The sequence below is a fragment of the Ruegeria sp. CDSB117 genome (assembly GCF_059611005.1).
On the sequence record NZ_JBXWOS010000003.1, the window covers coordinates 298679 to 310256 of the forward strand.

Below are 11578 nucleotides of genomic sequence, written 5' to 3' on the forward strand. Positions count from 1 at the left end.
CGTGTCATTTGCGCATTGCATTGCACTGAATTTTCAGCCCTAGTACCGCACCAACACCAATAACAACTGGACCACCCGTGACAGATTCCACTCCGGTCATCGAGATCAAGAACCTACACAAGAGCTTTGGCAATCTTGAGGTATTGAAAGGGGTGGATATCACCGCCAGACGCGGCGACGTCGTTTCTCTGATCGGCTCATCAGGGTCCGGAAAATCGACACTTCTGCGTTGTTGCAACCTGTTGGAAGACAGCCAAGAGGGCGAGATTCTGTTCAAGGGCGAACCTGTCCGCTGGACTGGCAATGCACATAACCGCCGTCCGGCCGATCCGAAACAGGTCCTGCGCATTCGCACAAATCTGTCGATGGTGTTTCAGCAGTTCAATCTTTGGGCTCACATGACCATCCTTCAAAACGTGATGGAGGCCCCGGTGACTGTAATGGGCCGCGACAAGGCCGAGGTTGAGGACAGTGCCCGCAAGTACCTGGAAAAGGTCGGTATCGGTGACAAGTGTGACGTATACCCGGCGCAGCTGTCGGGCGGTCAGCAGCAACGTGCCGCGATTGCGCGCGGCCTGTGCATGGAGCCTCAGGCCCTGCTGTTCGACGAACCGACTTCGGCGCTGGACCCCGAACTGGAACAGGAAGTGATCAAAGTGATCAAGGATCTTGCCGCCGAAGGCCGCACCATGATCATCGTGACACACGATATGAAAATGGCTGCCGATATCTCAAGCCATGTGGTGTTCCTGCATCAAGGCCTCATCGAAGAAGAAGGCCTGCCGGAAGACATCTTTACGACCCCTGAGTCCACGCGACTTCAGGGTTTTCTCTCCGCCACCATGGCGGCATAAATTCAGGACAGAACCAAAAAGGGGAGTAACAATGAAAAACCTGATTCTGACCACAGCAGCACTGGCGCTGAGCGCCGGTATGGCCATGGCCGATACGGTCCGCATGGGCACCGAGGGTGCCTACCCTCCGTGGAACTTCATCAATGACGCCGGCGAGATCGACGGTTTTGAGCGTGAGCTGGGTGACGAGCTGTGCAAGCGCGCAAACCTGGAATGCGAATGGGTCAAGAACGACTGGGATTCGATCATTCCGAACTTAGTGTCGGGTAACTATGACGTCATCATCGCGGGCATGTCGATCACTGACGAGCGCGACGAAGTGATTGATTTCACTCAGAACTACACGCCGCCAGATCCGTCGGCTTATGTTGCAACCTCCGACGACGTAGATGTCGCGAACGGCGTTGTTGCGGCACAGACCGGCACCATTCAGGCCGGTTATATCGCCGAATCCGGTGCAACTCTGGTCGAGTTCGCCAGCCCCGAGGAAACCATCGCAGCCGTGCGCAATGGCGAAGCTGACGCCGTTCTAGCCGATAAGTCTTTCCTTGCGCCGATTGCAGATGAAGACGCGGACCTGCGCTTTGTCGCCGAAGATGTCCCGCTGGGCGGTGGTGTCGGCATCGGTGTGCGCGAGTCGGACGGTGATCTGAAAGAGAAGCTCAATACTGCCATCCAGTCCATGAAGGATGACGGCAGCCTAAACGAGCTGATCACCAAATGGGAAGTGTCCTCGACCTTCTGAATTGAATCAGGTTGCGCGCCCCAATACCGGGGCGCGCCGCCCCTGCGCCTTAGCACCTCAAGAGGCCCGCCATTTTCTCGTTTTGCACTGATCCCGATACGCTGGGCACGTTCCGCTGGTTTTCCTGCTATCTGACCAACGGCGTACACTGGTCGTTCTACCTGTCGTTCCTGAAGGTCCTGCTGTTGCTGGCCGTCACAGCGCCCGTGGCGTTGAGTTTCGGGTTCGTCGGTGCCATGGCCGCCCGCTCGCATATCCCCCCGGTCAGCTGGCTGGGTAAAGGCTATATCGCGATTGTACGGGGTGTGCCGGACATCGCCTTCTTCATGTTCTTTGTGATCGCTCTGGATCAGGCTTTTGAATGGACGCGCCATAAGATCCTTTGCCCCGATTGGCCGGACCCGATCCGCCAGGGCAACGACTTCATCGTTTGCCAGTCGGCAAAACTACCGCTCAGCACCGCGCCGGAATTTGTGCATGAGACCTATGGTTTCTTCCTCGCAGTCATCACATTCTCGATCGTTTTCGGCGCTTTTGCGGCCAACGTGCTGTTCGGTGGCATGCGGGCGGTTCCCCATGCGCAGCTGGAAACAGCAGCTGCATATGGTCTGTCCCCCAGCCAGACATTCTGGCGCATCCTCGTGCCGCAAATGTGGGTTTACGCCCTGCCCGGTCTGTCGAACCTGTGGATGGTGCTGATCAAAGCCACGCCACTGCTGTTCCTGCTTGGTATCGAAGACATCGTCTATTGGGCCCGCGAATTGGGCGGCACGAAAACCACAAAATTCACGCAATACCCCCACGGCGATTGGCGCATGTGGTACTTCCTGGCTCTGCTGATCTTCTACCTCGGCATGACCCGCGTCTCGGAAATCGGGCTTGAAAAGCTGATGCGCCGCCTGTCCCACGGACAGGCCACATCAGGCGGAGAGCTTCTGCGCAAGGAGACCACCGCATGAGCTGCATCCAGACCATCCAGGATTACGGCCTGCGTTCCCTGGGCCTTGGTGAGCGGCTACTGCCGCGCAACGATTTTACCCTGTGCGAGCAATTCACCCTGATCGGTTCAGGCATGATCTGGAATATCTATTTCGGCATCATGGCACTGGTCACCGGGTTCTTTCTGGCAACCGCCGTGGCAATGGGCAAAGCATCAACCAACAAGTGGCTGCGCAAACCGTCCGAGTGGTTCATCTTTATCTTCCGCGGTTCCCCGCTGTTCATCCAGTTCTTCTTTGCCTACTTCTTCTTCCTGTCGCTGAAGAAGTCCTATCCCATGTTCGACGCCCTGACATCAGCATGGCTGGGGGCGTTGATCGTTCTGTTCCTGAACACCGCCGCCTATACCGGTGAGATCTTCTATGGCGCGCTGCGCTCGATCCCCAAGGGCGATATCGAGGCCGCTGATGCCTATGGCATGTCGGGTTGGTCGCGGTTTCGCCGGATCGTTTGGCCCACCATGCTACGTCTGGCGTGGCCTGCGTACACGAACGAAGCAATCTTCTTGTTTCACGCCACAACGCTGGTCTTCTTCTCGGCCTTCCCCGCCTGGCAGCAACGTGGCGACGCGCTGTACTACGCCAGCTATTTCGCCGACAAGACGTTCAACCCGTTCATCCCCTACCCGATCCTGGCCTTCTACTTCATCCTGCTGACGCTAGTGGTGGTCGGAGTGTTCGGGCTGATCAACAAACGACTGAATCGCCACCTGCCGGCCGCCAGAAAGGCCAAGATGAGGTTCCGTTTGAATCTGGCGCGCTAATTCAAACAATCCAACACTGTAACAACCGGGCTTGTTTTAAGCCCGGTTTTTTTCTCGTCAAAACTTCCTAGGAACGTTCTGCGGAGGCTTGCGTATCAGGGGAAGATGGTACCGCCTCCCTGGCTTGAACAGGGGACCTCTGGATCCACAATCCAGCGCTCTAACCAACTGAGCTAAGGCGGCACTCGTGAGGGGCGATGTACCGAACGCGCACACGGATTGCAAGAGGATTAAAGACGAAATTCCCAGCTTTGTTCGACAAGATCGCGGCCAAAGGAATGAACCTTTTTGCTGCCGGTCAATTGCCACCCCGACGCCTTGTAAAGCGCGCAGGCCGCCCGATGGCTTTCATGGGTCCATAAGGCCATATCACGATAACCAGCGCTGCGCGCGAACCCCATGCATGTGTTGAGCATACGTTTGCCCAAGCCCTTCCCACGAGCCTCTGGCAGCAGCAAAAACAATCGCAATATTGCGGTGTGGTCGTCTAGTGCGACGCAAAAGATACTGCCCATGCGCGCGCCACCCAGCTCCGCGATCCAACCCCTCTCGCGCGCTGGATCGTGTGACGTGACGAAGTCGGCCAGAATGCTTTCGACAAGGGGCGCGAACGTGTCATCAAACCCGTTGTCCCGCTGATAGAGGCGGCCGTGCTGTTCGACCAACCAGGGCGCATCATCTGGGCGGAAAGCTCTGATCAGAATATCTTCCATGCTTTACCTGACCTCAAAGGCGGCTTGATTCTCAACCCTTTGCGCGCTAGCAGGAACGCTCAGTCCCGGAGGCGCAAATGGGCATTAACACCGAACGTGACATTCAGGCGAACCTTCAGATCGGCCCGACCGACCATGGCATGGTGCGCCTGTTCATCGAGGCCGACGGCGTCGAAATTCCAATGGACTTCGAACCTGAAGAAGCGGAAGAAATCGCTGACGAAATCCTCGCCGCTGTGCAAGCTGCCCGGATCGTAAAAGACTGACAGTTCAAATTCTTGGATCACGCAATGCCTGCAATCTGCGGGCTGTGTCTGTTGCAAACTTCTGAATCATCTTCTTGCGCCGCGCTGGCGCCAGCTTATCTTCCGGTGCCATTCGGATGATTTCGGCGTCATAAGCATCTGCGATGATCAGCCCGGTTTCCTCGGGCAACAGATCGGTTGGGAAGTCGGTATCCACGGCCCAGAAGAAGCGATCACACCAATCCAGATATCCCTGCCATTTGGAATCCGTCAGATAATCTGCGCGGCTGGATTTGCACTCGATCACCCACAACTCACCCTTGGGGCCCAATCCCATGACGTCGACACGCAGACCGCGGGTAGGGACAAATTCCTCAACAGATACAAAACCATGCGCCAACAAGTGGCGCGAAACCCCACGGGCCAGTTTTTGTCCGGGCTGTAAATCCAGTGTCATTCCTGAAATGTGAACAATTCGTGAACAAAAATCAAGCACCTGAAAGACCCTTGACATGATACTATTTGGTATCTCATAAACTACAATACCAAATGGTATCACTATTGAGGTGACGAATGCAGACGCAAATTCAAAACGCGTTCCGCGCCCTTGCGGACCCGACCCGACGGGAGATAGTCCAGATCCTTGCCTCTGGCGACATGACGATCGCGCAGTTGACCGATCAGTTCGATATGACCCGTGCAGCGGTCAAAAAGCACCTGACCGTTCTATCCGATGGCGGCCTCATCACCGTCGAGGCACGTGGACGCGAGCGCATTAACCGGCTGGAGCCGAACGGAATGGCCCCCATCCTCGACTGGTTCAGCTATTTTGACCAGTTCTGGGATGATCGCCTGAATAATCTGAAGGAAGCTATTGAAAGGAATAAAAAATGACGAATGCAGTTCTGCAAAAACAGATTTTCCTGAGGGCCACGCCGGAAACCGTATGGGCCTATTTGACCGAACCCGCCCGCTTGGCAGAGTGGTTTCACAAACCAGAGCGTCCGTTGGCCACCGGTCAGAAACTTGAGATGTTCGGGACTAGCAGTGGCGATCTTCTGATCTGGGGTGAGGTACGCTCTGCCCGTCCGCACGAATATCTGGAGTATACATTCACCATCAAACCCATGGGAGACGCTGTTAGTGTCGTAAAATGGACGCTGGACCCTGTACCGGGCGGTACCCGGCTGGGCTTGGTTCACGAAGGGCTGCCGCAAGGCGCAGAGGCATTTGGCCTGATCCTTGCACTCGATGACGGTTGGGACGAACATTTGGGCAAGATGCGCAATGCGCTGCACGAAACTGTTGACGCCTGACCCCTTGTGCAAACCCGCCGCAACCCCTACTTAGGCCCGTGGCGGGTTCTGCCCTTCTTGTGATTGGTAGCATTCTGGTGGCCTTAAGCAATTCCGAGGGGGCTGGCTCTGTTCAGGTCCTGGCCTGATTACCTGGCGCCCACCTGTACATACAGGTCCTCGGGAATCACACCGCACGGTTGACTGGCGGTCCCGCCACATTAACTTCTCCCTCGCCCGGTCTGGGAGAGTCTTCATTTTCCGGAATAGGTTGGCTCAGCCCTTGTCCACCGCAACGCGGGCGGGTTCGAACTTGGCCGCAACGGGTGTACCGCGCCTGGGGCCTGTTGGCTTTTCCGCCAAGCTCATGATCGCGTAGGCGAACTGAACACCGGCGAACACGATACCGTTCATGAACCAGATCATTGCCAGAGCGATCAACCCGATCTCGGATCCGAAAATCAGGCCGCGCAAGTTGGCCACGTTCAGGGCCAGCAGCACCCCGACAAACAGGGCCGAGATGACAAATCCCCATGCAACTTGCGTGATGTAAAGGCGGATCAGTTTGGGCACGACAAAGCTCCTTGTCTGATACCGTGATGATAGCGCATGGTCATGCTGAGTAAACTGCGGCCTCAACGGGTGCGACACTATATTCGGAGTCTCTATGAATGCCCTCAGCCTGTTCACACTGGATCTTCTCGAAGAGCTGTCATTGCGCCATGATGATCAGGAACGTTGGGAATTCACGTTAGACCGTCTGAATGAGATCGGGTTTAACGCCCTGAACATGCTTTGCTTTACACCCGAGACTGGCGCCATTCATTGGGTTCGAAGTTCAATGTCCAAAGGTTGGCTGAACCGCTATGACAGCCAAGGTTATGCCGAAGCGGATCCGATGCTGGCGCAAGTTCAAAATGGCAGGGAAAGCCTCTACGTGCAGGCCGCAAGCCTCCGGTCCGCGGACGGCCATTCCTCCAAGGCGCTGGGTCTGAACCACGATTTGGAAAAAGCCGGATATATTCACCTTTACTCTCTGGTGGTTCCCTGCCCTAACAACGAGGCCAAGTTGGTGGTTCTGTCATCGGACCGACCGGACGCCCAGGTTCAGATGACCGAACGGCAGCGCGAGATGCGTGTCCTGGCAACCGTGCTGGCAACCAACCTGGGATCGGATATCCCCAGCAATCACGGTCGCGTGTACGACATCGCCAGCATTGCTCCAACCGCTCCGGACCTGACGCCACGAGAGCTGCAGGTCCTGAACCTTTTGGCTCTTGGGCACCGAAACGATAGAATCGCCGAACTATTGAACCTCTCGGAAGTTACGGTACGAACCCATTTGAAGAATGCGCGCGAAAAATTGAGAGCCCCGACCCGAGAATCCGCACTGGTCCGTGCGATGCAACTTGGCCTGATCAATCCGCCGGGCTATCGGAATCGATAGGTGGCACGCCGGCTACGTTCCGGTAAAATGTTGGTGTCTTTGGAAAAAACTGTGAGTGGTGGAGGCCGAAGACTTGTTTGAACAAGTGTATTTTTAGATTTCAGGCGCAGCGCTTTGTGTGGCTGCGCCTTATTCAACTGGACTAAGGCTTAACTCAAAACGCCTCTGGCTGTGCTTCGCGGGCCATGTGATCCAAAACTGCGTTGACGAATTTCGGTTCTTTACCTTCCGGGAAGAACGCGCGCGCCACATCAACGAACTCGGTGATGACGACCTTTGGTGGCGTATCGCCTTGGGTCAGTTCGGCCCCGGCTGCACGGAAGGTGGCGCGCAGGGTCGGGTCGATGCGCGCGATCGGCCATTTGGCGACCAAAGCGCGGTCGGTCATCTGGTCAATCGGCGCCTGATAATTCACCGCGTCTTCAACCAACTTGCGGAACACGCGGATATCGCCGTCCAGCATTTCCTCACCCTCATAGACAGCGCCAAACCGATGATCCAAAAACTCATTCACGACTGCTTCCGTCGTTTGGCCCGATTGCTCCATCTGGAACAGCGCCTGCACGGCATAAAGCCGGGCGGCGGATTTCATCAGGCGTTTCTGGTTGGCCGGTTTCGGCGCATCTGTCTGGGTCATGCTGTTGTGGGTCCGTTGTTGTCGCCCGCCACAAGGATGGACTCGGACGGCGGTTTGAACCCGACGCCCTTTTTGGAAGAGCCCCACTTACGGCTGAGTGCGATCAGATGCAAGGCCGCAGCGGCAGCGCCGCCACCTTTATTCATCTTTCCCGGATTTGCGCGGACTTCGGCCTGATCGTCATTTTCGACCGTAAGGATGCCGTTGCCGATGCACAGGCCTTGCAGGCCCATCAACTGGATCGCTCGGCTGGAATCGTTGCACACCGTTTCATAATGCGTGGTTTCACCCCGGATGACACAGCCTAGCGCCACGTAGCCATCATAGTTGCACTGGCGATCCGCCATGGCGATGGCGGTCGGGATTTCCAGCGCGCCCGGAACCTCAACAACTTCGCAGGTACCGCCAGCGGCTTCGATCTCGGCCTTTGCACCAGAAACCAGATTGTCGGCAATGGCGCGATAGAACGGCGCCACCACAATCAAAAGTTTCACAGGCTTGTCGAATGTCGGCGTTGGCAGTACGCCGTGTTTGTCTTGTTCAGCCACGATCAATCATCCTTGAGAATGGAACGGGTTCCGACGATGGAGATTCCAAACGCGTCGAGACCCAGATATTTCGTTTCCGGTGTATCGGTCAGCAGCACCAGTTCCTGGATGCCCAGTTTGGACAAGATCTGCGCCCCAAGACCTGTTTGTTTGATGGTGCGCGGGCCTTCGTCATCAGTTGCGTAAAGCGCATTGCGCGGTTCACGAAACAGGCAAACTACGCCACGTCCTTCGGCCGCGATCTTTTCCATAGCACGCGGCAGTTCCTGTGGCGATTTCGGCCCCAGGCCCAGAACATCAGGCGCTTCATGCAGTGCATGGGTTCGGGTCAAAACCGGCTCGGGCGTGGTGATGTCACCCTTGATCATGACGACGTGTTCGATGCCATGTGTCTGATCCGTGAACAGGCGCATTTCCCATTCGCCGCCATATTCTGACGCCACCGTCCTGCGCGAGGTTTCGACAACCAGATTGTCGTTGCGCGAGCGATATGTGATCAGGTCGCTGATCGTGCCGATCTTCATGTCATGTTCTTTGGCGAACGTGACCAGATCAGGCAGGCGCGCCATGGTGCCGTCGGGCTTCATGATCTCGCAGATCACCCCTGAGGGGTTCAACCCGGCCAGCCGAGAGATATCGACCGCCGCCTCTGTATGACCGGCGCGCACCAGCACCCCGCCCCGCTTGGCGCGCAGCGGAAAGATATGGCCCGGTGTCGCGATGTGCGCCATCGTATTTTGCTCGTTGATCGCCGTTTCAACGGTCAGAGCGCGATCTGCTGCCGAGATGCCGGTCGACACGCCTTCGCGCGCCTCGATGGACACGGTGAATGCGGTTTCGTGACGGGATGAGTTGTTCACGGCCATCATCGGCAGGCCAAGGGCTTCGACGCGCTCCGCCGTCATCGGCAGGCAGATCAGCCCGCGCCCATGGGTGGCCATAAAGTTGATCGCCTCGGCATCCGCAAACTCGGCCGCAATGACCAGATCACCCTCGTTCTCGCGATCTTCATGATCGACCAGAATATACATCCGGCCCTTGCGCGCCTCTTCGATGATATCTTCGATCGGACTGATCGCGTCGCGCAGCAGGGCCTCGACGGGACCGGGGGTTTCAAAGCTCATGGGGCAGCCTTTCACAAGAGCGTGTCTGGACGGCTGGATAGACCACCAAGCACTCAAATACCAGAGCGCTTGCTGCTACACTCCGCCGAAACGCGACGTCTCAACCTGTGGTTCAGGACATCTCAGCCAAGCGGGCGACGTAGCGGGCCAGGGTGTCGATCTCAAGGTTTACCTGATCTCCGACCGAGACATCGCCCCAGGTCGTCACTTCTTTGGTGTGGGGGATGAAATTGATCCCGAAATCGCAGCCGTCCACATCATTGACCGTCAACGATGTGCCATTCAGCGCAACCGATCCCTTTGGCGCTATAAAGCGGGCCAATTCCTTGGGCGCACGCAACGTTACACGGGTGCTGTCGCCTTCGTCCTGCAGGGCAACAACTTCGGCCACGCCGTCGATATGGCCGGAAACGATGTGCCCCCCCAGTTCGTCCCCAACCTTGAGGGCGCGTTCAAGGTTCACGCGTTTGCCAACTTGCCATGTGTTGAGATTGGTTTTCGACACCGTCTCGGCGCTGATCTGCACGTCGTACCAATCATCCCCAAGGGCGATCACGGTCAGACAGACGCCGTCACTGGCGATGGATGCGCCAATATCGATACCCGCAGTGTCATAGCCGGTTTTGATCCGGGCGCGCAGATCCCCTTGCTGGTCCAACTCGGTAACAATTCCGATATCGGTGACGATCCCTGTGAACATTGCTTTCACCCTTAGCTTATAACCTGTGCGTATGTGTAACCGCCGAGGTAAGCCCAAGAAACGCTGCGGGCAAGCCCTGCCTTGCCCGGATTGATGTATACAGGCATAATTTTGGTACCAAACGATAAAGAGCAGACCAGGATGCATCCACTCGCCTCGCGCTCGCATCGCCGTGTATTCCTGTTTTTGCAGGGACCGCATGGCCCTTTCTTTAGCGCACTGGCACGCGCTTTGCGCGCCGCCGGGGCTGATGTTTTGCGCGTGGGGTTTAATGCGGGCGATCAGGCGTTCTGGTTTGACCGCAGCACCTACATCCCGTTTTTGGACAATTCCGAGCAATGGCCCGAAACCCTTAGGGAACTGATCCGGTCACAGTCGGTCACAGATATCGTCCTATACGGCGACACCCGTCCGGTTCATGCCAATGCTGTGGATATTGCGCGCGAAATGGGAGTGACTGTCCATGTTTTCGAAGAGGGGTATCTGCGCCCGTGGTGGGTCACTTACGAACGGAACGGATCAAATGGACACTCACGACTGATGTCTTTGGACGTCGCGCAGATGCAGGATGCGCTTGACCAGTCCGAGGCGCCGGTTCCACCGCCACCATCCCATTGGGGCGATATGCGGCAACACATATTCTACGGCGCGCTTTATCACTGGTTTGTCCTGTTCCTGAACCGGAGGTACTCCAACTTCAAGACGCACCGGGAATTGCCCGTTTCAAAAGAGTTTCGCCTGTACTTCAAACGACTTGCACTGATGCCTTTCCACAGGATTAGGCGTCGCTGGGCCACCATGCGCGTTCGGCAAAACGGTGCACCCTATCACTTGGCGCTGTTGCAACTGGGTCATGACAGTTCGGTGCAGGCCCATTCAGACTATACCTGCATGTCGGGTTTTCTGGAGCATGTCATATCAGGTTTCGCCAAAGGCGCTCCGGCCCATCACCTTCTGGTTCTGAAGGAACATCCGCTCGAAAACCACCGCGAGCCGCTGCGCCGCAGGGCGCGCGAAATAGCCCGCGCGCACCAAGTGGCGGATCGCGTGCACTACGTTCCCGGCGGCAAACTGGCCGGATTGCTGGATGACGCGAACACAGCCGTGACGATCAATTCCACAGCCGGTCAACAAGTTCTGTGGCGCGGAATCCCGTTGCGCAGTTTTGGAAAGTCCGTCTACGACAAACCCGAGTTTGTCTCGCAACAACCCATTGCCCAGTTCTTTGCCGACCCGGACGTACCAGACCACGAATCCTACCAAGCTTACCGGAAATTTCTATTGAAAACCAGTCAATTACCCGGAGGCTTTTATTCACTGCGTGGGCGACGGCAACTGCTGCGCCGCGCCGCCGACATGCTGCTGCAGGCGCATGACCCCTATCAGTCCGTTCTGTCCGACAACGAGGCGTCGACGCCACAGTTGAAACTCGTCGATTAAGCCGGGTTGGTTGGTGCTGGATGTTGGACCCCGAACAAGCTAACTTGACGCAAACAAAAGACGACTGA

At 56.7% G+C, this 11578-nt stretch carries 16 protein-coding genes and 1 tRNA gene; 9 read left to right on the forward strand and 8 right to left on the reverse strand.

What is annotated here, in order from left to right; translation table 11 throughout:
- Positions 1 to 77 precede the first annotated feature (77 nt).
- The 4 genes from AC2FJC_RS06095 (at position 78) to AC2FJC_RS06110 (ending at position 3361) form a co-directional block, all read left to right on the forward strand.
- Positions 78 to 854: an ABC transporter ATP-binding protein gene (locus AC2FJC_RS06095; protein WP_496738806.1), complete on the forward strand. Its 777-nt coding sequence runs from the start codon at positions 78 to 80 to the stop codon at positions 852 to 854.
- A 31-nt stretch (positions 855 to 885) separates the two neighbouring features.
- A complete protein-coding gene (locus AC2FJC_RS06100; RefSeq protein WP_058276110.1) occupies positions 886 to 1599 on the forward strand; it encodes a transporter substrate-binding domain-containing protein in 714 nt (237 codons plus the stop codon).
- 71 nt (positions 1600 to 1670) lie between these two features.
- Positions 1671 to 2558, forward strand: coding sequence for an ABC transporter permease (locus AC2FJC_RS06105; RefSeq protein WP_108858966.1), 888 nt, complete (start codon positions 1671 to 1673; stop codon positions 2556 to 2558).
- Positions 2555 to 3361, forward strand: a complete 807-nt coding sequence (locus tag AC2FJC_RS06110; protein ID WP_496738807.1) for an ABC transporter permease — start codon at positions 2555 to 2557, stop codon at positions 3359 to 3361. The genes AC2FJC_RS06105 and AC2FJC_RS06110 overlap by 4 nt, the downstream gene beginning before the upstream one ends.
- A gap of 106 nt (positions 3362 to 3467) precedes the next feature.
- Here the strand turns inward: AC2FJC_RS06110 and AC2FJC_RS06115 are convergent.
- Positions 3468 to 3544, reverse strand: a tRNA-His gene (locus AC2FJC_RS06115).
- 47 nt (positions 3545 to 3591) lie between these two features.
- Complete coding sequence (locus AC2FJC_RS06120; protein WP_496738808.1) at positions 3592 to 4074, reverse strand: GNAT family N-acetyltransferase; 483 nt, start codon at positions 4072 to 4074, stop codon at positions 3592 to 3594.
- 77 nt (positions 4075 to 4151) lie between these two features.
- On the opposite strand from AC2FJC_RS06120, the gene AC2FJC_RS06125 reads away from it, so the two are divergent.
- Positions 4152 to 4340 carry a DUF6324 family protein gene (locus tag AC2FJC_RS06125; protein ID WP_058274816.1) on the forward strand — a complete coding sequence of 63 codons (189 nt, stop codon included), beginning with the start codon at positions 4152 to 4154 and terminating at the stop codon, positions 4338 to 4340.
- Between the two features lie 4 nt (positions 4341 to 4344).
- Here AC2FJC_RS06125 and AC2FJC_RS06130 read toward each other — a convergent pair whose 3' ends face one another.
- A complete protein-coding gene (locus AC2FJC_RS06130; RefSeq protein WP_058274815.1) occupies positions 4345 to 4776 on the reverse strand; it encodes an MmcB family DNA repair protein in 432 nt (143 codons plus the stop codon).
- A gap of 116 nt (positions 4777 to 4892) precedes the next feature.
- Here AC2FJC_RS06130 and AC2FJC_RS06135 point away from each other — a divergent pair, with 116 nt between their 5' ends.
- Both AC2FJC_RS06135 and AC2FJC_RS06140 read left to right on the forward strand, forming a co-directional pair.
- Complete coding sequence (locus tag AC2FJC_RS06135; RefSeq protein ID WP_108858970.1) at positions 4893 to 5213, forward strand: ArsR/SmtB family transcription factor; 321 nt, start codon at positions 4893 to 4895, stop codon at positions 5211 to 5213.
- Positions 5210 to 5635, forward strand: a complete 426-nt coding sequence (locus tag AC2FJC_RS06140; RefSeq protein ID WP_496738809.1) for an SRPBCC family protein — start codon at positions 5210 to 5212, stop codon at positions 5633 to 5635. Before AC2FJC_RS06135 ends, AC2FJC_RS06140 begins: the two co-directional genes overlap by 4 nt.
- 255 nt (positions 5636 to 5890) lie before the next feature.
- Here AC2FJC_RS06140 and AC2FJC_RS06145 read toward each other — a convergent pair whose 3' ends face one another.
- Complete coding sequence (locus AC2FJC_RS06145) at positions 5891 to 6187, reverse strand: hypothetical protein (RefSeq protein ID WP_496722108.1); 297 nt, start codon at positions 6185 to 6187, stop codon at positions 5891 to 5893.
- 94 nt (positions 6188 to 6281) lie between these two features.
- Here AC2FJC_RS06145 and AC2FJC_RS06150 point away from each other — a divergent pair, with 94 nt between their 5' ends.
- Positions 6282 to 7061: a helix-turn-helix transcriptional regulator gene (locus AC2FJC_RS06150; protein ID WP_496738810.1), complete on the forward strand. Its 780-nt coding sequence runs from the start codon at positions 6282 to 6284 to the stop codon at positions 7059 to 7061.
- A gap of 154 nt (positions 7062 to 7215) precedes the next feature.
- Here the strand turns inward: AC2FJC_RS06150 and nusB are convergent, their stop codons facing one another.
- The 4 genes from nusB to AC2FJC_RS06170 all read right to left on the reverse strand — a co-directional run bounded on the left by nusB (position 7216) and on the right by AC2FJC_RS06170 (position 10070).
- Positions 7216 to 7698, reverse strand: a complete 483-nt coding sequence (gene nusB / locus AC2FJC_RS06155) for a transcription antitermination factor NusB (protein WP_058274810.1) — start codon at positions 7696 to 7698, stop codon at positions 7216 to 7218.
- Positions 7695 to 8246, reverse strand: coding sequence for a 6,7-dimethyl-8-ribityllumazine synthase (locus AC2FJC_RS06160; protein ID WP_496738811.1), 552 nt, complete (start codon positions 8244 to 8246; stop codon positions 7695 to 7697). The genes nusB and AC2FJC_RS06160 overlap by 4 nt, the downstream gene beginning before the upstream one ends.
- Positions 8247 to 8248: 2 nt before the next feature.
- Entirely contained in the window at positions 8249 to 9370 is a 1122-nt protein-coding gene (ribB, locus tag AC2FJC_RS06165) for a 3,4-dihydroxy-2-butanone-4-phosphate synthase (RefSeq protein ID WP_496738812.1), read from the reverse strand.
- 112 nt (positions 9371 to 9482) lie between these two features.
- Positions 9483 to 10070 carry a riboflavin synthase gene (locus AC2FJC_RS06170; RefSeq protein ID WP_496738813.1) on the reverse strand — a complete coding sequence of 196 codons (588 nt, stop codon included), beginning with the start codon at positions 10068 to 10070 and terminating at the stop codon, positions 9483 to 9485.
- A gap of 141 nt (positions 10071 to 10211) precedes the next feature.
- Between AC2FJC_RS06170 and AC2FJC_RS06175 the strand changes: the two genes are divergently transcribed.
- On the forward strand, positions 10212 to 11510 hold the full coding sequence (locus AC2FJC_RS06175) for a capsule polysaccharide biogenesis protein (RefSeq protein ID WP_496738814.1): 1299 nt from the start codon (positions 10212 to 10214) through the stop codon (positions 11508 to 11510).
- Positions 11511 to 11578: the final 68 nt, after the last annotated feature.